Annotated in this window: 25 protein-coding genes; 14 read left to right on the top strand and 11 right to left on the bottom strand. The window is 66.9% G+C overall.

The window, feature by feature from the left end; genetic code table 11:
• Positions 1–24: 24 nt before the first annotated feature.
• Positions 25–1,716 (bottom strand): acyl-CoA dehydrogenase, encoded by a 1,692-nt coding sequence (locus ASE95_RS05420; RefSeq protein ID WP_056632411.1) that lies wholly within the window; start codon positions 1,714–1,716, stop codon positions 25–27.
• Positions 1,717–1,789: 73 nt separating this feature from the next.
• Between ASE95_RS05420 and ASE95_RS05415 the strand changes: the two genes are divergently transcribed.
• Positions 1,790–2,680 carry an L-threonylcarbamoyladenylate synthase gene (locus ASE95_RS05415; protein WP_056632408.1) on the top strand — a complete coding sequence of 297 codons (891 nt, stop codon included), beginning with the start codon at positions 1,790–1,792 and terminating at the stop codon, positions 2,678–2,680.
• A gap of 102 nt (positions 2,681–2,782) precedes the next feature.
• Here the strand turns inward: ASE95_RS05415 and msrA are convergent, their stop codons facing one another.
• Entirely contained in the window at positions 2,783–3,322 is a 540-nt protein-coding gene (gene msrA / locus ASE95_RS05410; RefSeq protein ID WP_056632406.1) for a peptide-methionine (S)-S-oxide reductase MsrA, read from the bottom strand.
• 66 nt (positions 3,323–3,388) lie between these two features.
• On the opposite strand from msrA, the gene galE reads away from it, so the two are divergent.
• Entirely contained in the window at positions 3,389–4,390 is a 1,002-nt protein-coding gene (gene galE / locus ASE95_RS05405; RefSeq protein ID WP_056632402.1) for a UDP-glucose 4-epimerase GalE, read from the top strand.
• Between the two features lies 1 nt (position 4,391).
• On the opposite strand, the gene ASE95_RS05400 is transcribed toward galE, so the two are convergent.
• Together ASE95_RS05400 and ASE95_RS05395 are read right to left on the bottom strand one after the other, a co-directional pair.
• Positions 4,392–5,138 carry a phosphatase PAP2 family protein gene (locus ASE95_RS05400; RefSeq protein ID WP_235528195.1) on the bottom strand — a complete coding sequence of 249 codons (747 nt, stop codon included), beginning with the start codon at positions 5,136–5,138 and terminating at the stop codon, positions 4,392–4,394.
• Positions 5,096–5,947: an ABC transporter permease gene (locus tag ASE95_RS05395; RefSeq protein WP_056632399.1), complete on the bottom strand. Its 852-nt coding sequence runs from the start codon at positions 5,945–5,947 to the stop codon at positions 5,096–5,098. The genes ASE95_RS05400 and ASE95_RS05395 overlap by 43 nt, the downstream gene beginning before the upstream one ends.
• A 63-nt stretch (positions 5,948–6,010) precedes the next feature.
• Here ASE95_RS05395 and ASE95_RS05390 point away from each other — a divergent pair, with 63 nt between their 5' ends.
• The gene (locus tag ASE95_RS05390) at positions 6,011–6,787 is read left to right on the top strand and encodes a GcrA family cell cycle regulator (protein WP_056632396.1); all 777 of its coding nucleotides are present in this window, start codon (positions 6,011–6,013) and stop codon (positions 6,785–6,787) included.
• A gap of 305 nt (positions 6,788–7,092) precedes the next feature.
• Here the strand turns inward: ASE95_RS05390 and ASE95_RS05385 are convergent, their stop codons facing one another.
• Positions 7,093–7,956, bottom strand: coding sequence for an outer membrane protein (locus ASE95_RS05385; protein WP_056632390.1), 864 nt, complete (start codon positions 7,954–7,956; stop codon positions 7,093–7,095).
• A gap of 117 nt (positions 7,957–8,073) precedes the next feature.
• Here ASE95_RS05385 and parE point away from each other — a divergent pair, with 117 nt between their 5' ends.
• The 7 genes from parE to queE all read left to right on the top strand — a co-directional run bounded on the left by parE (position 8,074) and on the right by queE (position 15,544).
• A complete protein-coding gene (parE, locus tag ASE95_RS05380; RefSeq protein WP_056632387.1) occupies positions 8,074–10,050 on the top strand; it encodes a DNA topoisomerase IV subunit B in 1,977 nt (658 codons plus the stop codon).
• Entirely contained in the window at positions 10,047–10,697 is a 651-nt protein-coding gene (locus ASE95_RS05375; RefSeq protein WP_235528194.1) for a YoaK family protein, read from the top strand. The genes parE and ASE95_RS05375 overlap by 4 nt, the downstream gene beginning before the upstream one ends.
• A gap of 105 nt (positions 10,698–10,802) precedes the next feature.
• Complete coding sequence (locus ASE95_RS05370) at positions 10,803–12,005, top strand: aspartate aminotransferase family protein (protein ID WP_268795800.1); 1,203 nt, start codon at positions 10,803–10,805, stop codon at positions 12,003–12,005.
• Between the two features lie 39 nt (positions 12,006–12,044).
• Positions 12,045–12,962 carry an ornithine carbamoyltransferase gene (argF, locus tag ASE95_RS05365; RefSeq protein ID WP_056632384.1) on the top strand — a complete coding sequence of 306 codons (918 nt, stop codon included), beginning with the start codon at positions 12,045–12,047 and terminating at the stop codon, positions 12,960–12,962.
• Between the two features lie 118 nt (positions 12,963–13,080).
• Positions 13,081–13,998 (top strand): Hsp33 family molecular chaperone HslO, encoded by a 918-nt coding sequence (hslO, locus tag ASE95_RS05360; protein ID WP_056633296.1) that lies wholly within the window; start codon positions 13,081–13,083, stop codon positions 13,996–13,998.
• Positions 13,999–14,211: 213 nt separating this feature from the next.
• A complete protein-coding gene (queC, locus tag ASE95_RS05355; RefSeq protein WP_056632381.1) occupies positions 14,212–14,910 on the top strand; it encodes a 7-cyano-7-deazaguanine synthase QueC in 699 nt (232 codons plus the stop codon).
• A gap of 1 nt (position 14,911) precedes the next feature.
• Positions 14,912–15,544 (top strand): 7-carboxy-7-deazaguanine synthase, encoded by a 633-nt coding sequence (gene queE, locus ASE95_RS05350; RefSeq protein ID WP_056632378.1) that lies wholly within the window; start codon positions 14,912–14,914, stop codon positions 15,542–15,544.
• A gap of 199 nt (positions 15,545–15,743) precedes the next feature.
• On the opposite strand, the gene ASE95_RS05345 is transcribed toward queE, so the two are convergent.
• The 3 genes from ASE95_RS05345 to lipB all read right to left on the bottom strand — a co-directional run bounded on the left by ASE95_RS05345 (position 15,744) and on the right by lipB (position 17,674).
• A complete protein-coding gene (locus ASE95_RS05345) occupies positions 15,744–16,433 on the bottom strand; it encodes a hypothetical protein (RefSeq protein ID WP_056632375.1) in 690 nt (229 codons plus the stop codon).
• A gap of 217 nt (positions 16,434–16,650) precedes the next feature.
• Positions 16,651–16,911 (bottom strand): hypothetical protein, encoded by a 261-nt coding sequence (locus ASE95_RS05340; protein ID WP_056632372.1) that lies wholly within the window; start codon positions 16,909–16,911, stop codon positions 16,651–16,653.
• 91 nt (positions 16,912–17,002) lie between these two features.
• A complete protein-coding gene (gene lipB / locus ASE95_RS05335; RefSeq protein WP_056633293.1) occupies positions 17,003–17,674 on the bottom strand; it encodes a lipoyl(octanoyl) transferase LipB in 672 nt (223 codons plus the stop codon).
• A gap of 140 nt (positions 17,675–17,814) precedes the next feature.
• Here lipB and ASE95_RS05330 point away from each other — a divergent pair, with 140 nt between their 5' ends.
• Positions 17,815–18,627, top strand: a complete 813-nt coding sequence (locus tag ASE95_RS05330) for a hypothetical protein (protein ID WP_056632369.1) — start codon at positions 17,815–17,817, stop codon at positions 18,625–18,627.
• Positions 18,624–19,367 carry a hypothetical protein gene (locus ASE95_RS05325; RefSeq protein WP_056632366.1) on the top strand — a complete coding sequence of 248 codons (744 nt, stop codon included), beginning with the start codon at positions 18,624–18,626 and terminating at the stop codon, positions 19,365–19,367. The genes ASE95_RS05330 and ASE95_RS05325 overlap by 4 nt, the downstream gene beginning before the upstream one ends.
• Here ASE95_RS05325 and ASE95_RS05320 read toward each other — a convergent pair.
• The 3 genes from ASE95_RS05320 to ASE95_RS05310 form a co-directional block, all read right to left on the bottom strand.
• Entirely contained in the window at positions 19,337–19,939 is a 603-nt protein-coding gene (locus tag ASE95_RS05320) for a GNAT family N-acetyltransferase (RefSeq protein ID WP_156347880.1), read from the bottom strand. The genes ASE95_RS05325 and ASE95_RS05320 overlap by 31 nt on opposite strands.
• The gene (hemF, locus tag ASE95_RS05315; RefSeq protein WP_056632363.1) at positions 19,936–20,778 is read right to left on the bottom strand and encodes an oxygen-dependent coproporphyrinogen oxidase; all 843 of its coding nucleotides are present in this window, start codon (positions 20,776–20,778) and stop codon (positions 19,936–19,938) included. The genes ASE95_RS05320 and hemF overlap by 4 nt, the downstream gene beginning before the upstream one ends.
• Positions 20,779–20,867: 89 nt before the next feature.
• Positions 20,868–21,320 (bottom strand): tRNA (cytidine(34)-2'-O)-methyltransferase, encoded by a 453-nt coding sequence (locus ASE95_RS05310; protein ID WP_056632361.1) that lies wholly within the window; start codon positions 21,318–21,320, stop codon positions 20,868–20,870.
• 171 nt (positions 21,321–21,491) lie between these two features.
• Between ASE95_RS05310 and petA the strand changes: the two genes are divergently transcribed.
• Both petA and ASE95_RS05300 read left to right on the top strand, forming a co-directional pair.
• On the top strand, positions 21,492–22,076 hold the full coding sequence (gene petA, locus ASE95_RS05305; protein WP_082449557.1) for a ubiquinol-cytochrome c reductase iron-sulfur subunit: 585 nt from the start codon (positions 21,492–21,494) through the stop codon (positions 22,074–22,076).
• A gap of 13 nt (positions 22,077–22,089) precedes the next feature.
• Entirely contained in the window at positions 22,090–23,376 is a 1,287-nt protein-coding gene (locus ASE95_RS05300) for a cytochrome b (protein WP_056632358.1), read from the top strand.
• The last annotated feature ends 8 nt before the right edge of the window (positions 23,377–23,384 follow it).

Genomic DNA, 23,384 nt, shown 5'->3' with positions numbered 1-23,384 from the left:
GCGCGACGAATGAGGGGCAGCGACTCAGAACGCCTCCGCGGACAAGGCGTACAGCACCGATGCATCGGCGTTCGCAGCGGCTTCCAGACCCAGCGCCTCCGGCACGATCTGATCGAGGTAGAAGGTGCCGGCCACCTTCTTCACCGCCTCCGCGGCCGGGACGCGCGACTGGCGCTCCATCAGCCATCCGCAGGCCGCGACCGACAGCATTGTCATGAATGGATAGCTAGCTGCCTGCCGATCGTCGGCACTCGCGCCCTGCAAGCGTCGGCCGACCCGCTCGCACGCGTCGATAAGGCGCACCAGCGCCGGGTGCCGCGCCTCTGCGCGCAGGTCGGCGACCAGGTCCGCGAACGCGCCGCCGTTGGACAGCGCGAGCTTGCGCCCGACCAGATCGGCGGCCTGGATGCCGTTGGTGCCTTCGTAGATCGGGGTGATGCGCGCATCGCGGAAGAACTGCGCCGCGCCCGTCTCCTCGATATAGCCCATGCCGCCGTGCACCTGCACGCCGATGCTGGCGACTTCGTTGCCGAGATCGGTGGCGTGCGCCTTGGCCAGCGGAGTCATGATCTCCAGCCGTTCCCTCGCGCGGGGATCACCCAGCGTCGCGCGATCGACCTGCCCGCAGGCGTAATAGACCAACGCGCGTGCGGCCATCGTCTGCGCCTTCATCCGCAACAGCATCCGGCGCACGTCGGCGTGTTCGACGATCGCCGCCGCCTTGCCGTCGCGCGCGCCCTGTACGCGGTCGCGGGCGTAGGAGGCGGCGGCCTGCGTCGCGGCCTCGGCCACCTGGACGCCCTGCAGTCCGACGTTGAGGCGCGCGTTGTTCATCATCGTGAACATCGCACGGATGCCGCCGAACTCGGGCCCGATCAGCTCGCCGACGCAATCGTCATGGTCGCCGAACGACAGGATGCAGGTCGGTGAGGCGTGCAGCCCCATCTTGTGTTCGATCGACACGACGCGGACGTCGTTGGGCGTGCCGTCCAGCCGCACCTTGGGCACCAGGAACAACGAGATGCCGCGCGTACCGGCGGGGGCGTCCGGCGTGCGCGCCAGCACGAGATGGACGATGTTGTCGGCCATGTCGTGATCGCCGAAGCTGATGAAGATCTTCGTGCCCTTGATCGAGAACGTGCCGTCACCGGCCCCATCCTTCTTGATGGGAGTGGCGGTGGAGCGCAGCGCGCCGACGTCGCTGCCTGCCTGCGGTTCGGTCAAATTCATCGTGCCGGTCCATTCGCCGGTCGCCAGCTTGGGCAGATACGCAGCCTGCTGTTCGGGCGAGCCGTGGTGCGCCAGCGCTTCGATCGCGCCGACCGTCAGCGTGGGGGCGAGCGCGAAGCCCATGTTGGCGGTGCCGAGCGTTTCCAGTACAGCGGCCTGCACCACGAACGGCAGACCCTGTCCGCCCCATTGTTCGTCCACGCCGATCGTGCCCCAGCCGCCGGCGACATAGGCCTGATACGCGGCGCGAAAACCTTCGGGCATGACCACGCCGCCGGGCGTCCATTTCGCACCGACGGTGTCGCCGGCGCGCAGCAGCGGCGCCCATTCGCCCGCGGCGAATTGCGCGACGCCGTCCAGTACCGCCTCGATCACGTCCGGGCTGGCGGCGGCGAAGCGATCCGTCGCGGCGATCTCGTCCAGACGTACGACATGGTCGAGGACGAAGCGCTGGTCGGCGGTGGCGGCGGCGAAGGCGAAGGACATTTCTCACTCTCCTGTGCAGCCGCTATAGCCCTTGGGAATGGACGCTCAATCCCCCGTCATTCGACGCTACGGCATGGCTGCCCTGCGTGAAGCCGCCACGATGATTCGGGCTGGCGGTATCGTCGCGGTGCCGACCGAGACCGTCTATGGGCTGGCGGCGGATGCGCGCGATTCGGCGGCGGTGGCGCGCATCTATGCGGCAAAGGGGCGGCCGGATTTCAATCCGCTGATCGTGCATGTCACCGATCTGGCCGCGGCGGAGCGGATCGCCGTGTTCGACGACGATGCGCGCGTGCTGTCGACGCGCTTCTGGCCGGGGCCGCTGACGCTGGTGCTGCCGTTGCGGGAGGGGGCAGGGATTGCCTCGCTGGTGACCGCCGGGCTGGCGACCGTTGCGGTTCGCGTGCCGGCGCACCGCGCGATGCGGGCGTTGCTGGCGGAGGCCGCTGCGCCGCTTGCCGCGCCATCGGCGAATGCGAGCAACGGCATCAGCCCGACGCGTGCGGAACATGTCGCCGCCAGCCTGGGCGCGGCGGTGCCATTGATCCTGGATGACGGCGCGACCACCGAGGGGGTGGAGTCGACGATCGTGGCGGGGCGGACGATCCTGCGCCCCGGGCCGGTGACCGCGGAAATGCTGGCGGAGGTGCTGCCGGTAATGGCTGGTGCGACCGCGCATGTCAGCGCGCCGGGGCAATTGGCGACGCATTACGCCCCCGCAAAGCCGCTGAGGCTCGACGCCGTATCCGGCGGCGCGGGCGAGTGGCTGATCGGCTTCGGCGCGGTGACGGGCGACGACACCCTGTCGGCGGGCGGCGATCCGGTGGAGGCGGCGGCGCGCTTGTTCGACACGCTGCACCGGGCCGATGCAAGCGACTGTACACGCATCGCCGTGGCGCCCGTCCCCGAAGCGGGTATCGGCGCGGCAATCAACGACCGGTTACGGCGCGCCGCGCATCGTTGATCGTCGGACGGTCGCCAACGACCGACATGCGTGTTCGTGCTGCCGCCCGTTCGTCACCACGGATCGGTCCCGGGGTGACGATCGGACGAGGCGTCGCTGATCCTAGGCGGTCACCGCCTTGCTGCGCGCCGCGAAGCTCTTGCGCAGCTTCTGCAATTTTGGCGGGATCACGGCCATGCAATAGGGATTGCGCTGTCCCTCTCCGTCCCAATAATCCTGGTGATAGCCTTCGGCCGGGTACCAGTGGGAATATTCCTCGATCGTGGTGACGATCCGATCCGAGGCGGTTTCCTGTGCCCGCTCGATAGCCTGATTGGCCTGCTCCTCCTGCATCACCGTCTCGGGGAAGATCGCCGAGCGATATTGCGTGCCGACGTCGTTGCCCTGGCGGTCGAGCTGCGTCGGGTCATGAGTGGCGAAGAAGATGTCGAGCAGGTCGGCGTAGCTCAGCTGTTCGGGGTCGAACCCGACCCGGATCGCCTCTGCATGGCCGGTGTCGCCACCGCACACCTGTTTGTAGGTGGGGTTGGGGACGTGGCCGCCGATGTAGCCGCTTTCGACGCTTTCGACGCCGATGACGTCCTTGAACACCGCCTCGGTGCACCAGAAGCAGCCTCCGGCAAGTGTCGCATATTCGGTCATGAAGTTCGTCTCCTTTGCGTCCCATGTAGGAAGCGGCTAGGCGGCGGCAACATCTGGGAGACTGGCATGACGACGTTGAACGGCAAGGTGATGGTGACGGGCGGCGCTGGCTATATCGGCAGCCATGCGGTGCTGGCGCTGCTGGATGCCGGCTATGAGGTCGTCGTGATCGACAATCTGGTCACCGGTTTCGACTGGGCGGTCGACGGGCGCGCGGCGTTCGTGAACATCGCGGTGGAGGATTCCGGCGTTCGCAAGGTAATTCGCGATCACGATGTGCGTGCGATCATGCACTTCGCCGGATCGGTCGTGGTGCCCGAATCGGTCAGCGATCCGCTGAAATATTATCGCAACAACACCGCCGCGACGCGCACGCTGATCGAAAGCGCGGTGGCCGAGGGCGTTCCGCACTTCATCTTCTCGTCCACTGCCGCCACTTATGGCACGCCCGACAAGGTGCCGATCGCCGAGGGCGATCCCAAGGTGCCGATCAATCCTTACGGTATGTCGAAGCTGATGACCGAGTTCATGTTGCGCGACGTATCGGCGGCGCACCCGATGAATCATTGCTGCCTGCGCTACTTCAACGTGGCGGGTGCCGACCCGCAGGGGCGCAGCGGACAGTCGACCGTGGGGGCGACCCATCTGATCAAGATCGCGGTCGAGGCGGCGACGGGCAAGCGCGAAAGCGTCGGCGTGTACGGCACCGATTTCGCCACCCGCGACGGGACGGGCGTGCGCGATTACATCCACGTCAGCGACCTGGCCGACGCGCATGTCGCGGCATTGAAACTGTTGGTGGAGCAACCGGGCGAGAGCCATGTGCTCAATTGCGGTTACGGGCGCGGCTTCTCGGTACTGGAGGTGCTGGACGCGGTCGACCGGGTCACGAACCTGACGATCGATCGCAAGCTGCAGGGCCGGCGCGCGGGCGATCCGGCCGAGCTGGTGGCGGATAATGCCGCGATCCTGCGCACGATCGACTGGACGCCGCAGCGGGACGACCTGGACGGAATCGTCCGCGACGCGCTGGCATGGGAGCGCCAGCTGGCCGAGCGCGCGTCGTAAGTTATCGGGAGCGGCGGGCGGCCAGTCGCTGCCGCACCGCCGCGCCGATCCACCACCACATGGCCGCCCAGCCGGTGCCGGCGCACCAGCCCGCCAGCACGTCGGACGGCCAGTGGACGCCGAGATAAACGCGGCTGCACCCGATCGCGCCAGCCAGCAGCATCGCCAGCACCAGCACGTAGAGGCGCGTCGATCGCCCGCGCGTGACCTGAGCGACGAGTCCGGCCAGCGTCAGGTAGACGATCGCGCTGTTCGTCGCATGGCCGCTGGGAAAGCTGAGTCCGGTGACCTGCACCAGATGATCGACCAGATCGGGGCGCGGACGGCCGACCCAATACTTGGCCTGCGCCGCGATGCCGGAGCCGAGCAGCGTCGCCACCGCGACCAGCGCCGCGGTAAGCCACAGGCGTTGCACGAGGAATAGCCCGACGATCGCGACGACCACGATCGTCAGCACCGTACCGCTGCCCAATGCGGTGACGTTGACCATCACTTCGTGCAGCCATGCCGGACCGATCGGCTGCGCATTGTCGCCCGGGGTGCGCAGCGCGAGGATGATCGCGCGGTCCCAGCCGAGCGGTCCGCCGTCCCGCACTTTCAGCGCGAGTAGGGCGGCGGCGATCAGCCCGGCGATCGCCAGCATGATCCACGCCAGCGGCGGGGCAGGGGGCGCGGCGCGCGGCTCCGCCGGAGGAAGCTGGTCGCTCAGCTCTTCAGCTTCCAGCCGCGGCGCAGCAACGTGTAGCATAGCAGCCCCAGCGCCACGTCGATCGCCAGGATCACCGCGCTGCCCGTCGCGATCGGCGAGTCGGCGGTGCCGAGGAACCCGTAACGGAAACCTGAAATGACGTAGAAGAACGGGTTCACGTGACTGAATGCGCGAAATGCCGGTGCGAGGTTGTCGACCGAGTAAAAAGTGCCGCTGAGCAGCGTCAGTGGGGCAATGACGAAATTGGTGACCGCTGCGGCATGGTCGAACTTCTCCGCCCAGATCGAGGTCAGCACTCCGGCCAGGCTGAGGAAGATCGCGCCGAGCAGTCCGAACCACAGGATCGCCCACAGGTGAAGCGGCGCGACATGGACGCCGGGCCACAGCGCCATCGCCAGCCATACCGTCGCCCCGACGCAGAAGGCGCGCGTCACCGCGCCGCCTGTCAATGCCGCCAGCAGTTCGGCGGTCGACAGCGGGGGTTGCAGGTAATCGACGATCGTTCCCTGAATTTTGCCGACCAGCAGCGAGAAGCTGGCATTGGCGAAGGCGTTGTTGAGCATCCCCATCACGATCAGCCCCGGCGCGATGAAATCGGCGAACGGTACGTCGGTGCCACCGACTCGAACCGGATTGCGCGCGCCATTGGCGACGGTGAAGATCACGAGGAACATCAACGTGGTGATCGCCGGTGCCCAGATCGTCTGGAGCTGCACCTTGAAGAAACGGCGCACTTCCTTCACATAGAGGGTCTGCAGGCCGCCCCAGTTCACGTTCCGGATGACCGGGACGCCGGGGGCGTTCCTGACGCCTGATGGAATTTGTCCGATAGGGGGTTGGCTGCTCATCGCAAACGCGGGTACCCGCTGCTGCCGCCGCCCGCAACCGGAACGCGAACGAGGAAGACGATCATGTCCTGGACCGAGGAGCGCATCGATACGCTCAAGACGATGTGGGAAGGTGGCCAGACCGCCAGCCAGATCGCCGAAGCGTTGGGCGGGGTGAGCCGCAATGCCGTGATCGGCAAGGCGCACCGCCTCGGCCTGCAATCGCGCCCGTCGCCGGTGGTCAGCAAGGAAGAGGCGCGCGCCGCCGCCGCCGAAAAGGCAGCTGCCGCCGCTCCCGCGGGAGGGACACCGCCGGTCGTCGCCCGAGCCCCCGAGCCCAAACCCGAGCCGCGCCCGAAGCCGGTGATCGTCGCCGCTCCCCCGCCCCCGCCGGCCCCGCCGCCCGCCCCGGTGGTCGAGGAGGAGGAAGAGGACGATTCGCCGTTCGCGGCTGTCGAGACGGTCGACGCCGACGATGATGACGGCGAGGACACCGCCGCAGCGCCCGTGCCCGAAAAGCCGCGCCAGCCGGTGCTGCGCTCCGTCGGGCCGGGCGGCTTCGTGCGTCAGTCGCCCGGCGAGCAGCAGCCGCCGATCGCCCCCGCGCCGCCGCGCCGGCTGGTGCCTGCGCGGACATCGCCCGAGTTCGCGAACAAGACGTCGCTGCTCGATCTGAACGACCGTATCTGCAAATGGCCGCTCGGCCACCCTGGCGAGCCGGACTTCCATTTCTGCGGCGACAAGGTGAACCCGGGCTTTCCGTATTGCGTCACGCATTGCGGGCATGCGTATCAGGCGCAACTGCCCAGGCGCGATCGCCGCGCTGCACCGCTGCCATTCGGCGGCCCGCGGGCGCGTTGATGTCTTGAGCGCGGGCTTCGGCGGATGCCGAGGTTCGCGGCGTGTTTCCTACGCAATCGGGCGGTACGATGCGCCTTCTGTCATGCGCGCCCTTCGTGGCTGGCTTACCGTCCGCACCTGGGCGAGCGGCTGGTTGCCGACGTGCGACAAGCGCGGTGCGAGCGGACGTGACCGGCCTAGATTAGTCGGTTTGTTAAACGACGCGGTGCCCGCGTGTTGCCGCTGGTGGGACTGTGCCGTCATCCGTCACGCGGCTCGGCTCAAGCGGGTTCCGCGCCGCTGTGGCGCAGAACCCGCCGTTCACCTCAGAAGCGGAACGCCGCGGTTGCGCGCAGGCTGTGCCAGTTGAACTTGTCGTCCGAGCGACGGAAGTCCGTGCCGCTCACCGTGCCGCCGTTCGTGGCGTTGGTGAACGGCGTGCCGGCGGGACCGGCGGCCCGGACGCGGAAATCGTTGTCCTGATACTGGTGGTACACGTATTCCATGCCGATCGAGAAGTGGTCGCCGAACCGCTGCTCGATGCCGCCGCCGCCCTGGAAGCCGAACTGGTTGCGCTTGCCGCTCTGCGAGAAGGTGTTGGTGCTTTGGCTCGACGAGAAGTCGCGGTCGATCTTCGCCAGCGACGGGCCGAACGTGCCGTAGAAGAGCGTCGAATCGTTGGGCGTGAAGCCGGCGCGCGCGCGCACCGCGGCTTCCCAGCCGATCTCGCGCGTCATCACGTAATTGGCCGGGGTCGAGGAGAAGCCGGTCACGCGGTCGTTGATGTGCGTCTTGCCGAATTCGCCCACCACGCCGTACACGATCGGGCCGCTCTGGTGATCGAAGCCGACGCGTGCATTGTACGACCAGCCGTCCTTGTCGTTGCCGCAACCCGGACCATTGTTCTGTGGGCCGGTCGCGGCGCGCGCGCCGCCGCCGCAGAAGCCGGGTGCGAAGGCGTTCGCACCGGTGCCGGTCAGCACGGTGTCGCCGAAGCGACCGTCGAGGTTGCGGTCGAACAGGATCGTCGATCCGCCGTCGTTGGGTTGCACGTCATAGCCACCGGATGCGCCGACGTAGATGCCGGAAAAGCCGGTCGTCACCGACGGATCGCTGTCCGCGCCATCCTGCGCAAGGGCGGGCGTGGCGGCCACGAACATGGCGGCGGCGGCCAGAAGGTACGTCTTCATTCAAATAACTCCCTGAGTACACGCGCGGGCAACAAAGGTATCCTGCGTTAGGTTGCGTGACGAAGGGTTGCTGTCGCGCCGGTGGCGTGCGCGTCGCCGCCAGCGTATATACCCGGCATGTCCGATCTCTTCGCGTCCGCCACCGCTCCCGCCGCCAGTTACGACGCATCGTCGATCGAGGTGCTGGAAGGGCTGGAGCCGGTACGCCGCCGTCCCGGCATGTACGTCGGCGGCACCGATGAGCGTGCGCTGCACCATCTCGCCGCCGAGGTGCTGGACAATGCGATGGACGAGGCGGTGGCGGGTCATGCCACGCGGATCGAGATCACGCTGGAGGCGGGTAACCGCCTGACGATCGTCGACAACGGGCGCGGGATGCCGGTCGATCCGCACCCGAAGTTCCCTGACAAGTCGGCGCTGGAGGTGATCCTGTCGATGCTCCATTCCGGCGGCAAATTCTCCGGGAAAGCTTATGCCACGTCCGGCGGGCTGCACGGCGTGGGCGTGTCGGTGGTCAATGCGCTGTCGAGCGAGACGGTGGTCGAGGTGGCGCGGGACCGGCAGCTGTATCGTCAGCGTTTCTCGCGCGGGAAGACGATGGGGCCGCTGGAAACCGTCGGCGCGGCGCCCAACCGTCGCGGCACCACGGTCAGCTTTGTCCCCGATACGGAGATCTTCGGGCCGGAGCTGCTGTTCAAGCCTGCACGCCTCTACAAGCTGGCGCGATCGAAGGCGTATCTGTTCGCCGGCGTCGAGATTCGCTGGAAATGCGCCGCGACGCTGATCGGCGACGACACCCCGGCCGAGGCGGTGTTCCAGTTTCCCGGTGGTTTGTCCGATCACCTCAAGGAGCAGGTCGGCGCGCGCGAATGCGCCACCGCCGAGTTCTTCGCCGGCCATCAGGATTTTGCCGACGGCCAGGGCAAGGTAGAATGGGCGGTCGCCTGGCCGTTGTGGAGCGAGGGCAGCTATAGCTGGTATTGCAACACGATCCCGACCCCGGACGGCGGCACCCACGAACAGGGGCTGCGTCAGGCGCTGGTGCGGGGACTGCGCCAGTTCGCCGATCTGGTCGGCAACAAGCGCGGCAAGGACCTGACCGCCGACGACGTGATGGTCGGCAGCGAGTTGATGCTGAGCGTCTTCATCCGCGAGCCGCAATTCCAGTCGCAGACCAAAGACCGGTTGACCTCGCCCGAGGCGGCGGGGCTGGTCGAAAAGGCCATGCGAGACCATTTCGACCATTGGCTGGGCCACAACATGGACCGCGGCAAGGCCCTGCTCGGCTATGTGCTGGAGCGGATGGATGAGCGGTTGCGGCGCAAGGCGGAGCGCGACGTGAAGCGCAAGACCGCCACCTCGGCCCGCAAGCTGCGGTTGCCGGGCAAGCTGACCGATTGCGCGGCCGACAGCCCCGACGGAACCGAATTGTTCATCGTCGAGGGTGATTCGGCGGGCGGCTCTGCGAAGCAGGCGCGCGACCGCAAGACGCAGGCGATCCTGCCGATCCGCGGCAAGATCCTGAACGTCGCCTCCGCGACCTCCGCGAAAATTCTCGCCAATCAGGAAATCGCCGACCTGACGCTGGCGATGGGGTGCGGCACCCGCAAGGATTGCCGGCCCGAGCAGCTGCGTTACGAACGTATCGTCATCATGACCGACGCCGACGTGGACGGCGCGCATATCGCGACGTTGCTGATGACGTTCTTTTTTCAGGAGATGCCGGAACTGGTGCGGCAAGGGCATCTGTATCTCGCGCAGCCGCCGCTCTATCGCCTGACTGCGGGCACCAAAAGCCTGTACGCGCGCGACGATGCGCATCGCGCCGAGCTGGAGCGGACGGCGTTCAAGGGCAAGAAGGTGGAGGTCGCGCGCTTCAAGGGACTCGGCGAGATGAATCCGTCGCAGTTGCGCGAGACGACGATGGACCCGGCGAAGCGCAGCATGATCCGCATCACCCTGCCGCAGGGGTATGAGGAGCGCGCGGTGGTCAAGGATCTGGTCGATCGGCTGATGGGCACCAACCCGGCGCACCGCTTCGCCTTTATACAGGAAAATGCGGCGCGGCTGGACGAGGAGGCGATCGACGCGTGACGGGGCGTAGTGCCGACTGGGCGCTCGCCGTCGCGATGGCGGTGCTGGCTGGGTTCGTCGATGCGGTCGGGTTCCTGCGGATCGGCGGGTTGTTCGTGTCGTTCATGAGCGGCAATTCGACGCAGCTGGCGGTCGAGGTCGCGCAACGCGGCGGTCGGTGGGCGTTGCCGGTCGCGTTGATCCTCGGCTTCGTTGCCGGCGTGATGGTCGCGGCGATCCTTGCGGCGCGGCTCGGGCGATGGTCGGGGGCGGGGATGATCCTGCTGTGCACTGCGCTGCTCGCCTGGGCGGCGCTGCTGATGGTCGACGGGGCGGGCGCGGTGTTGCTGGCGGCGGCGATGGGCGCGTTGAACGTGGTGTTCCAGCGCGGCGGCGCGGTCGGCATTCCGATCACCTATATGACCGGCACGCTGGTGCGGCTGGGCCAGTCGCTGGCGGGTGCGTTGATGGGCATCGCGCCGCGCGCCGGCTGGCTGCCGTACCTGCTGCTGTGGAGCGGGTTGATGGCGGGGGCAGCAGGCGGTGCAGTGACGTACACGGCATGGGGCACCGATGCGCTATGGGGTGCGACGTGCTTTTCGCTTGCGCTGGCGGTTGTGGCGGCACTTGCGGGGGTGGGCGCCGGCCCGAGGCGGCGCGACGGTTAAAACCCGCCCCGCACGGTGTTGTTCGCCGCGCGCTTTGCCCTTATCAGGCGGCTCCGGGCGGTCCTGTCGGGCCGCCCTCGTTCGTTCGTGAAGGAGAAGGTCGCCGTGTCGCCTGACGCAACCATCCCGCCGTTGATGCCCGTCTACCCGCGGTGCGGCGTGCGACCGGTGCGCGGAGAGGGCGTGTACCTGTACGGCGAGAACGGCGAACGCTACCTCGATTTCGCCAGCGGCATCGCGGTCAACGCGCTGGGCCACGGGCATCCCGCGCTGGTGAAGGCGATCGCGGATCAGGCCGCGACGCTGATGCACGTGAGCAATCTTTATGGCAGCCCGCAGGGAGAGAAGTTCGCGCAACGACTGGTCGACGCCACTTTCGCCGACACGGTGTTCTTCACCAACTCGGGCGCGGAAGCGGTGGAATGCGCGATCAAGACCGCCCGCCGCTACCATTTCGCCAACGGCAATCCCGAGCGCCACGATCTGATCACCTTCGACACCGCCTTCCATGGCCGGACGCTGGGGACGATCTCGGCGACCAACCAGCCGAAGATGCGTGACGGGTTCGAGCCGCTGCTGCCCGGATTCAGATACGCGCAGTTCAACGATCTGGACGGCGCGCTGGCGATGATCGACGGCAACACCGCCGGCTTCCTGGTCGAGCCGATCCAGGGCGAGGGCGGTATCCGCCCGGCGACGCAGGAGTTCCTGCACGGCCTGCGCAAGGCCTGCGACGAGCACGGCCTGCTGCTGGTGCTGGACGAGGTGCAGGCGGGATACGGCCGTACCGGCAAGTTCTTCGCCCACGAACTGTACGGCATCACGCCCGATATCATGGCGGCAGCCAAGGGCATCGGCGGCGGCTTCCCGCTGGGTGCGTGCCTTGCCACCGCCGAGGCGGCCAAGGGCATGGTGTTCGGGACGCACGGCTCCACCTATGGCGGGAACCCGCTGGCGATGGCGGCGGGCGAGGCGGTGCTGGACGTGATCCTGGAGGACGGCTTCCTCGATCAGGTCGCGCGGATGGGCGAACGGCTGCGTTCCTCGCTGGAGCAGTTGATCCCCAATCACGATGCGCTGTTCGATTCGGTGCGAGGGCACGGGTTGATGCAGGGGTTGAAGTTGAAGAGCGACAGCCGTCGCTTCGTCGCGCATTGCCGCGACCACCACGGGTTGCTGCTGGTAGCGGCGGGCGAGAACGTCGTGCGCATCCTGCCGCCGCTGGTGATCGACGACAGCCACATCGCGGAATGTGTCGAGAAGCTGAGCGAAGCGGCGCGCCTGTACGTGCCTGTCGCCGACGATTGATGGCCTGATCTCCGCCGATGGCGGAGCGGGGGAGAGACAATGCGCCATTTCCTGAACCTGACCGATGCCGGGCCGGATGCGATCGCGGCGATGCTGGACGATGCGCTGACGCGTAAGCAGGCGCGCGCCGGCTGGACGAAAGGGCGCGTCGATGCCGATGCGCCGCTGGCCGGCCACGTGCTGGCGATGATTTTCGAGAAAAACTCCACGCGGACGCGCGTCAGCTTCGACATGGCGATCCGCCAGCTTGGCGGGCAGTCGATCGTGATGGAGGCCGGGCAGATGCAGCTCGGGCGCGGCGAAACGGTGGCGGACACGGCGCGTGTCCTGTCCGGCTACGTCGACGCGATCATGATCCGCACCGACGACCATGCCAAGGTCGAGGAGATGGCGCATTACGCGACCGTGCCGGTCATCAACGGTCTGACCGACGAGTCGCACCCGTGCCAGATCATGGCCGACCTGTTGACGATCATCGAGAGCGGCACGTCGCTGCCCGGGCTGAAAGTCGCGTGGCTGGGCGATGGCAACAACGTGCTGGCTTCGATCGTCGAGGCGGCGGGGCTGATGCACTTCGACGTGGTCGCTGCCTGCCCGCAGGGGTTCCAGCCGGACGAGGACGTCGTGGCGCGCGGCGGCGGGCGGGCGCGGGTCGTGGCCGATCCGCGGGAGGCGGTGGCCGGGGCGGACGTGGTCATCACCGATACATGGATCTCGATGGGGCAGTCGCACGCCGAGACCAAGCTGGCGGCGATGATGCCCTATCAGGTCGATGCCGCATTGATGGCCGCAGCAAAGCCCGATGCCAAATTTCTCCACTGCCTGCCCGCGCACCGCGGCGAGGAGGTGACCCCGGACGTGATCGACGGCGCGCAGTCGCTGATCTGGGCGGAGGCGGAGAACCGCCTGCACGCGCAGAAGTCGGTGCTGCGCTGGTGCCTCGGGCAAATCGGTTGATCGGGGCGACCGCGATAACCAGATAACCGTCACCCCGGCGGACGCCGGGCTCTCTCACCACCCGGCGCGCATTTGCCGCCCGAGACCCCGGCCCAGAGCCGGGGTGACGGAAGATATGATGACCGATCCAGATGTGCCGAACACCGACATCGACCGCGCGCTGGGCTTCACGATCCCCGCGCGGCACGCGCGCGGGCGCGTGGTGCGGCTGGGGCCGACGCTGGACGCGATCCTTTCGGCTCACGCCTATCCCCCCGCCATCGAAAAGCTGCTGGCCGAGGCGCTGACGCTAACCGCGCTGATCGGGTCGACGCTGAAGGATCCGGCGGGGCAGCTGACGATGCAGACGCAGACGCAGGACGGCATCGTCACGCTCCTGGTGTGCGACTGGCGCGGGGGCGAGGTGCGCGGCTACGTTCAATATGATGCGGAGAGGCTGGCGGCTGCGCCGGCCGAGCCGACGTTGTTCGCGCTGTTCGGCGCGGGCTATCTGGCGATCACCTTCGACCTGGCGTCCACGGGCGAGCGATATCAGGGGATCGTGCCGCTGGATGGCGATACGCTGGCAGCGGCGGCGCAAAGCTATTTCTACCAGTCCGAGCAGATCCCGACGTTGGTGCGCGCGGGCATGCGCAAGGATGCAGACGGGCGCTGCGTGGCGGGCGGGGTGTTGATCCAGCATTTGCCCGAAGGCGAAGAAGGGCGCGAGCGGCTGCATACGAAGCTCGACCACCCCGAATGGGAGCATGTCGAGGCGCTGGGCCAGACAGTGGGTGCCGACGAACTCGCCGATGCCGCGCTGCCGCTGGAGACGTTGGTGTGGCGGCTGTTCAACGAGGAGCGCGAGGTGCGCGTGCTGGACGGGCAACCAATCGCAAAGGGATGCCGGTGTACGCTGGATCATATCCGGTCGGTACTGGCGCGCTTCCCGGTCGAGCAGCGGCTGGAGATGGCGGACGATGACGGCATGATCTCGGTCGACTGCGCCTTCTGTTCGACGGTGTTCCCGATGCAGGCCGCTAACCTCGCGGCGTGAGCGGCTGCCGCTCTTCGTCGGGCAGCAGGCTTAGTGATTCGTTTACTATTCAGCGGCATAAGGATCGCATGCTGTTTCGGCGGCATGCTCTCTCCCCGCCCGACCAGGGCACCCTGCGGGTCGCCGTCCACGGCGACCCGTTCTTTTTTGCGCATGTCGCCGAACGTCCGACGGTTGCGCTCGCGCCGCTCTGCGCCTAGCTCGCCAGCCATCATGACCCAACCCATTCCCGTCGTCGCGCTCGTCTCGGGCGGGCTAGACTCTCTGGTGTCCGCCGCTTTGGCCCGCGAGGCCGGGCATCCGCTGCTCGCGCTGTCGATCGACTACAACCAGCGACATCAGGTGGAACTTGCCGCGGCGCGCCGTGTCGCGCGCGCGCTGGGCGCGGTGCGTCACGTCGTGCTGCCGATCGACCTGTCGGTGTTCGGTGGATCGGCGCTGACCGACGATGCGATCGCGGTGCCCAAGGACGGGGTCGGGGCGACGATCCCGGTCACCTATGTCCCGGCGCGCAATACGATCTTCATGAGCCTGGCGCTGGGCTGGGCAGAGGCGGCGGGCGCGCGCGACATCTACCTGGGGGTGAATGCGCTGGATTATTCGGGCTACCCCGATTGCCGGCCGGAGTTCATCGCGGCGTTCGAGAATATGGCGGAGCTCGCCACCAAGGCCGGTGTCGAAGGTGCACCGTTCCGGTTTCGCGCGCCGCTCCAGCATATGACCAAGGCCGACATCGTGCGCGAGGGTGCGCGACTGGGGCTGGACATGGGAATGAGCTGGTCCTGCTACGATCCGGCGCCGGGTGCGCTTCACTGTGGCGGGTGCGACAGTTGCCGGTTGCGCCACAAGGGCTTCGTCGAAGCCGGCATCCCCGACCCGACCGACTATGCGGTCGTGCCGCCGACGTCGTGACATGAGCTACGCGGTCAAGGAGATGTTCCTGACGCTCCAGGGTGAGGGCGTGCAGGCGGGTCGGCGGGCGGTGTTCGTGCGCTTCGCGGGGTGCAATCTGTGGACCGGGCGCGAGCAGGATCGCGCCCGCGCGATCTGCCGCTTCTGCGATACCGATTTCGTCGGCACCGACGGGGTTGGGGGCGGGCGCTTTGCGGATGCGGCTGCACTGGTCGACGCCGTCATCGGTTTCTGGGGGCTGGGCGATGCACGACGCTTCGTAGTGCTGACCGGCGGCGAGCCGATGTTGCAGGTCGACGATGCACTGATCGATGCGTTGCACGACGGCGGATTCGAGATTGCGATCGAGAGTAACGGCACGCTTGCGGTGCATCCGGGGATCGACTGGGTGTGCATCAGTCCCAAGGCGGGCAGCGAGACGGTGCAGCGCAGCGGCGACGAGCTGAAGCTGGTGTGGCCGCAGCCGGGCACCGACATCGTAGCGATCGAGGGTTGGGATTTCGTGCATTTCCTGCTCCAGCCGCTCGACGATGCGGCGGGGGAGGCCAACGTCGCCGCGGCGATGGCGACGGTAATGGAGCGGCCGCGCTGGCGGCTGTCGCTCCAGACGCACAAGCTGCTCGGCTTGCGGTGATCGGGTCGCCGGTGCAAGCGGCGCGCCGACGAAGCGGATGTTGCTGCTACCTACGCCTGGCTTTGCAAGCTCGACCGGCGCTGATTTTCAACGGGATCGCTGTGCCGGCACTGCCCGGCCGAGAAATCGACCCGGTCGCATTTGATACCCCCCGGATCGCGTCCGGGGCAGCATTCGTGTGCAGAAGCGTCGGTTCGTCCTAGCGTGCGGCGTAGGCGACCTGGCCGAACGGTTGACCGCACTTCTTGACGACGAACTCGTCCTTCTTCCAGCAAGCCTTATCAAAGCGCGGCAGGTATGCCGGCGTCAGATAGACTTCCATGCGCGGAAACTGCTGCTCGCCCCAGGGCGTCAGGCTGTTGCGTACTTCGCGCATCCGGGACAGCGCCACGTCGCCGAACCCGCCGCGCGGCGTATACAGCGCCTCGCGTCCGATGCTGGAGGTGGTGGTGCAGAAACCATATTGCGCCGCGACCGTGGCAAAGCCCGAATAAGTACGCGTCCCGAACTGGTCGAGCGCGTTTTGACCGCCCTTCTTGGTCTTGGCGATACGCTCGAAATACTTTGTCAGCGCGGTGTAGGAGGTCGCCAGCTCCTGCTTGTGATCGGCCAGGATCGCGTTGTAATTCTGCACCGTCAGCAGCGACGGTTCGAACTGGCATTGCAATGCCGCCACATTCAACGCCGCCCGCATGTTCCAGACGACCGCCGCCCGCTGCTCGTCCGCCGTCGCGCCGGGCAGCATCTGTCCGATACCCGTCTCGTCACCGCGAATGCGCTCTCCACGCAGATCCTTGCTCTTCATGAAGAACTGCGCCGTCGCCGGCGTTGCGATCAACGCACCTGCCGCCAGTGCCGCCACGGCCCCGGCGAACCCCACCTTCTGCATTCCCCAACACTCCTCGCACACGGCTACGCCGCGCCACCGCTTTACGATAACTTCATGGTGCGACCCAAGCGTAATCTGGCGTGCAAAGGATTCAGTTCGGCGCAAACGAGTTGCGGAACACGGAACTTGTTGGCGCTCCGTAACGGTCGCGTAAACAAAGAGAAAGGCCGCCCGGTCGCCCGGACGGCCTTTCGGATACAATCGCCTGTACGGCAGATTACATCGCGTTCGACATGCCACCCATGTTCGACATCATCATGTCGTTGCTCATCATGGTGTCGTTGGCCATCATCCCGCCGTTCATGGCGCCGTCGACGGCGGTCATGTTGTCGGTCATGGTGTCCATGCCCTCGGTGGCGTTCATGTCGGTGACCATGGTGTTCTCGGTGCCCTCGGTCTTCGAACCACACGCCGAAACCGCGAGAGCGGCCGCCGCAAGAACCGAGCCGCTCAGGACCTTGGTGATGACTGCACGCATGAAATTGCTCCCTTGACTGTGGATTTGGCGACCAACCGGTCGTTTTTTTAACCCAAACCGACGTAGACATTAATCACAGATGACCGGCCCCTCAAGTCTCGTTTTCACCCGCACAAATCAGGCTATCGAGAAAGGCGTCGGCGGTTAACGCGAGAGCAGCGTCGAAAGTTGCGTGATCCGCGATCTTCCCCAAGGCGTCGGCGCTCGTGACCGGGAATTCCGCCAGCCCGCACGGCACGATGCCGGAGAAATGTCCGAGGTCGGGAGAGAGGTTGACCGAAAATCCATGCAGCGTCACCCACCGGCGGACGCGAATGCCAATCGCGCCGATCTTCGCCTCCCGCCCCGCAGCATCGTGGGTCCAGATCCCGATCCGGCCGGGTGCACGGAAGGCGACGATGCCGATCCGCGCGAGTGCGGCGATGACCCAACCCTCCACCGCGTGGACGAAGCAGCGCACATCGCGGCCGCGCCGGTTGAGATCGAGCACCAGATACCCGACCCGCTGCCCCGGCCCGTGATAGGTATAACGCCCACCGCGGCCCGCGGGAACGACCGGGAAACGAGGATCGATCAGCTCGTCGGGGTCGGCACTGGTGCCCGCGGTGTAGACCGGCGGGTGTTCGAGCAGCCACACCAGTTCGCGCGCATCGCCGGCCGCCACCGCCGCGGCCCGTGCTTCCATCGTCGCCAGCGCCTGCGCGTAATCGGTCAGCCCCGCGGTGACCCGCCATTCGATGCCTTCCGGCCCGTCGGTACCCATTTCGTTGTTCGTCTGCACCCCGCCCAGATGCGGTCGCTCCATCCACTTGGCAAGTCGCGTTCCACCGAGGCCATTGCCGAGCGACGGGACTCGCCGTAGGCCGCACCGCATGAACCCGCAGGCGATATCGAGGTGACAAGGTGAAGATCGCGGTCAGGATCAGCGATGTTTGGGATCAGACGGTCGACGTCCTGCGTGGGCGTGCAGAAATCCTGGCCGGCCTCGCGACCCTGACGCTGATCCTGCCCGGCGTGCTGGGCGCTGTGATCGCGGGTGTTGCGCCGCCGCTCACGTCGCTTGTGCGGCTGGCGACGCTGATCCTGCTGATCTTCGGCATGCTGGCGGTGACCGCGGTCGCAAGCGACCCGGCGGTCGATCGACCGCAGGCGCTGCGGATCGCGGCGCGACGGCTGTTGCCGGCGCTGGGTGCGCTGCTCGTACTGGTGCTGGCCGCGGCGTTGCTGTTCGTCCCGGCTGGCATGCTTCTGGCACTGTCGGGCGCGACGATGACCGCTGCCGGCGCGATCGACGTCAGCCAGGCGGCGCGCGGCTATACCGCGGGCGCCGGTCTGGCGGTGTTGCTGGCGGCGGTGCTGGGCCTGTGGTTCAGCGCGCGGATCGTGCCGCTGTTCGGCGTGGTCGTGAACGAGCGGCGTGGCTTCGGCGCATTGCGGCGCAGCATGGTCCTGACGCGCGGTGCCACGCTTCGGCTCATCGGCGTGTTGATCCTGTATTTCGTGGTCACGTCCGTTACGATGCTTGCCGCCACCTCCGTAGTCGGGGTCGTGGCGCGGCTGGCGCTCGGCGGCGACGCCGTAGCGAGTGTCAAATTCGTCGTGGCCGTGGTCACCACGTTGATCTCTGCCGGGGCTACCGTGCTGCAAAGCGTGTTCTACGCCCGCTTCTACGTCACCGCCGTCACGCACGACCAGCCGACGGCATCGCTGACATGACGATCGGTTTCGCAGGGCTTCTGTCCGTCGTCTGGCGATTATTCCGGCGCGATGCGGCGCTGGTGCTGCCGATCGTCGGCACGTTCGTGTTCCTTCCCGCCTTCGCCGCGCTGCTGCTGTGCGATCCGGTGCCGCCCTTGCCACCCGCGCCCCGCGACGAGGTGGTGATGGAGGCGTGGATGAACGCCGTCGCGCTGTGGGGTCAAGGCAACGGCATCTGGTTCCTGCTGGCCGAGGTGATCGGTACCTATGGCATCGCTGCGATCGCGCTGTTCCTGCTGGAGCCCGACCGGCTGACGATCGGGCAGTCGCTGGGGCAGGCGATTGTGCGGCTGGTGGCGTTCACGGTGGCGACGATGGCGATCGCCGTGCCGGTGGCGTTGGGGCTGTGGATGCTGGTGCTGCCCGGCCTGTACCTTCAGGCGCGATTGATCGTCGCGGTGCCGGCGATGGCCCGCCACCCTGCGCTGCGTCCGATCGCCGCGCTGCGGCTCAGCTGGAAGATGACCAAGGGGCTGGACCGCGCGCTGACGGGCGCGTTGGTTGCCCTGTTCCTTGGACAATGGTTCGCGGTGTCGCCGCTGTTGCTGGCGGACGAGACGCTGCGCGGCGGCGCGACCAATCCGCTGGCGCTGGCGCTGGTCGACGCGCTGATCGCGGGGGTGGGGACCGTCTATGCGCTGGCGACGCTGCTGCTGGGCGTCGTCGCTTACCGGGTGCGCGCCAGCAAGGGTACCTGAGGCGCGGTGTCCACGGGCAGGACGCCGATCGTGCGGGGGTCGACGAACGTCTCGATCGTCCGCCGCGTCGCGACGAAGCCCTGCGCACGGTAGAAGCCGAGCGCGCCGGGATGGTCGAGCGTGCAGGTGTGCAGCCATACCCGCTCGACCTGACCACGCCAGGCCAACAGCAGCGCCTGCGCCATCAGCCAGCGCCCCAGCCCACGACCTGCGAGTTCGGGAACCAGTGCGAAGTAGCCGATCTCGCACGCGCCCGGCCGGCGGAAATCGAGTTCGAGCATGCCGACCTCGATGCCGGCACGATCGACCGCGGCATAAACCTCGACCAGCGGGTCGTGGACGATCGCGGTCAGGGCGACATCGTCCATCACCAGTCGCGAATACCACAGCCAGCGCGTGCCGACGCGCCGGAACAGCGCGCGATATTTCTCCGGCGCGGGCCGTTCCCAGCGGGTCAGTCGCAACGTAGCGTCCGGGATCGGTCGCGGGCGGGGGCGCGCTGCCATCTCCAGCGTCGTGACGATGGTGCCGACATGATCGTCGGGAAGCGCTGTCGGCCCCACCGCCTTCATTCCCATGTCGCGAGCGGCGGAAGGCTCATCAGGATGGCATCGATGTTGCCGCCGGTCTTCAGCCCGAACAACGTACCGCGATCGTAGACCAGGTTGAATTCGGCGTAGCGCCCGCGCCACGCGCGCTGCTGCGCCACGTCGGCGTCGGTGAACGGCATCGTCATGCGACGGCGAACGATCCGCGGATAGGTGTCGAGGAATGCGCGGCCGACGTCTTGCGTGAAGGCGAGGTTCGCCGCGAAATCCCCCTCCAGGTGATCGTAGAAAATCCCGCCGACGCCGCGGTGCACCTGACGGTGGGGGATATAGAAATAATCGTCGGCCCATTTGCTGAAGCGCGGATAATGCGTGGCGTCATGCGCGTCGCAGGCATGGCGCAGCGTGGCGTGGAAATCCTCGGTATCCTCCGCGACCGGCAGCGGTGGATTAAGGTCCGCGCCGCCGCCGAACCAGCGCTTGGTCGTGACGAGGAAGCGCTGGTTCATGTGCACGGCCGGAACGTGCGGATTGGCCATGTGCGCGACCAGGCTGATGCCGGTGGCAAAGAAGCGCGGGTCCTCACCGGCGCCATGGATGGTGCGCGCGAAATCCCCCTCGAACGTGCCGCCGACGGTGGAGACGTTGACCCCGACCTTTTCGAAGACGCGCCCCTTCATGACGCCGCGTACCCCGCCGCCACCCGGCCCGCCCGCGGGATCGATCCGGTCCCAGGCGGTATAGTCGAATCGCGCCGATGATCCCGCCTCCCGCTCGATCGCCTCGAACTCGGCGCAGATCAGGTCACGCAATTCCTCGAACCAATGACGGGCGGCGGCCTGTTCGTTATCCAGTGTCAACATGCTCCGTGCCTTAGCCAAAGACGGGCCGCCCCGTCGAGCATGGCGCTGGCCGGAGAGGGGCACCTTTCGCACGCCGCCTATGTGCCGTGTCAGTACGTCGGCCATTGCCCCGTCTGGCGCAGCGCCTCGCCCAGCAGGATCGCGCCTGCGACCGCGACGTTGAGCGAGCGCAGGCCGGCACGCATCGGAATCCGCACGCGCACGTCGGCCAGATCGTGGACGTGGCGCGGCACGCCCGCCCCCTCACTGCCCAGCAACAAAATGTCGTCGGCATTGAAGCGCACGTCGGGCAGGGGATGCGCGCCGGTGGTGGTCGCCAGCACGATCCGCCCGCCGCGCGCGGCGAAGAATGTTTCCCAGTCGACATGACGTTGCACCTCGACCTGCCCGGCATAGTCCATGCCGGAGCGGGCCAGCGCGCGACCGCTCCATGGAAAGCCCATCGGTTCGATAAGGTCGACGCCGACGCCCAGGCATGCGCCCAGCCGCAACAGGGTGCCGACGTTGCCCGCAATGTCGGGCTGGAAGAGCGCGATCCGCATGGCCCAGACCGTTAGCGGCGCAAAATGCTGTTGGCAAAGCGGCGGAGGCGCGGCTATCAGGCCGGTAAGGCCGCCGTGGGGACGGGCAGGTCGAGACGGCGGGGAGCCTCTGTGTCGCATGCGGCATCGAACCAACCGCCGGACAAATGAACGGGCAGAGGTTTGACGCGAATGGCGACGGCAGAGCAGGAAATCCCCCTCGGCGAAGATCCCGCGCCCTATCGCGAGGATGCGCACGACCCACGTCGTCGCGACTTCATTAACATCGCCGCGGTTTCTTTCGCCGGAATCGGGGCGGTCGCGATCGTGCTGCCGCTGGTCAATCAGATGAACCCGTCTGCCGACGTGCTGGCGCAGTCGACGACCGAGATCGATATCTCGAAGATCGCGCCCGGTCAGGCGATCAAGGCCAGCTTCCGCAAGCAGCCGCTGTTCGTCCGCAACCTGACGCCGAAGGAAATTTCCGAGGCCGATGCGGTTTCGGTTGGCTCGCTGCGCGATCCCCAGACGCTGGAAGAGCGCACGAAGGCAGGCAAGAAGAACTGGCTCATCACGCTGGGCGTCTGCACGCACCTTGGCTGTGTGCCGCTCGGCGCGGGCGAGGGTGAGAACAAGGGGCCGTTCGGCGGCTATTTCTGTCCGTGCCATGGTTCGGCCTACGACACCGCCGGGCGAATTCGGCAGGGGCCGGCGCCGTCCAATCTCGCGGTGCCCGACTATACCTTCAATTCCGACACCGTTGTCACGGTCGGCTAAGGGAGAACGATCGATGAGCTTTCCCTGGGCCAAGCATTACGAGCCGAAGCAGCCGCTGATGCGGTGGATGGACGAGAAGCTGCCGCTGCCTCGCCTCGTCTACAACGCGATCGGTGCGGGCTATCCGGTACCGCGCAACCTCAATTATTTCTGGAACTTCGGCGTGCTCGCGGGCGCGGCGCTGGTGCTGCAGATCGTCACCGGCATCGTGCTGGCGATGCATTTCGCCGCAAATGCCGGCGTGGCCTTCGGTTCGGTCGAGAGCATCATGCGCGACGTGAACGCCGGCTGGTTCCTGCGCTATGCGCACGCCAATGGCGCGTCGATGTTCCTTGCTGTGGTCTACATCCATATCGGGCGCGGGCTGTACTACGGTTCGTACAAGGCCCCGCGCGAGATGGTGTGGCTGCTGGGCGTCGTCATTTTCCTGCTGATGATGGCCACCGCCTTCATGGGGTATGTGCTGCCATGGGGTCAGATGAGCTTCTGGGGCGCGCAGGTGATCACCGGGTTCTTCTCGGCGATCCCGCTGGTCGGGGAAACGATCCGCGTGTGGCTGCTGGGCGGGTTCGCGCCGGACAATGCCGCGCTGAACCGCTTCTTCTCGCTCCATTACCTGCTGCCGTTCGTGATCGCGGGCGTCATCATCCTGCACATTTGGGCGCTGCACATTCCGGGTTCCAACAACCCGACCGGCGTCGACGTGAAGGGTGAGCAGGACACGGTGCCGTTCCACCCTTATTACACCGCCAAGGATGGCGTGGGTGTGGGTGTGTTCTTCCTGATCTTTGCGTTCTTCGTGTTCTTCTCGCCGAACCTGCTGGGTCACCCGGACAATTACATCGAGGCCAACCCGCTTTCGACGCCGGCGCACATCGTGCCTGAATGGTATTTCCTGCCGTTCTACGCGATCCTGAAGAGTTTCACGGCGGACTTCATCCTGCCGGCCAAGCTGTGGGGCGTGCTGGCGATGTTCGGCTCGATCCTGCTGCTGTTCTTCCTGCCGTGGCTGGATTCGTCGCCAGTGCGGTCGGCCAATTATCGTCCGACCTATCGCTGGTTCCTGCTGGTGCTGCTGTTCGACGTGCTGGTGCTCGGCTACGTCGGTGGCGCGGAGGCATCGGCCCGCAACGTGATGATGGGGCAGATCGCGGCGGGTTATTATTTCGCGCACTTCCTCATCATCCTGCCGCTGGTGTCGGCAGCCGAGCGCCCGCGCCCGCTGCCCAATTCGATCACCGAGGCGGTGCTGGCCAAGCATGGCGGCACGTCGCCCGCCCAGACCGCGATGGCGAGCTGAGAACGAGA

Source organism: Sphingomonas sp. Leaf231 (genome assembly GCF_001421995.1).
Taxonomy (GTDB): domain Bacteria; phylum Pseudomonadota; class Alphaproteobacteria; order Sphingomonadales; family Sphingomonadaceae; genus Sphingomonas.
The sequence above is the reverse complement of the archived record's forward strand: the minus strand, read 5'-3'. Positions and strand labels throughout refer to the sequence as shown.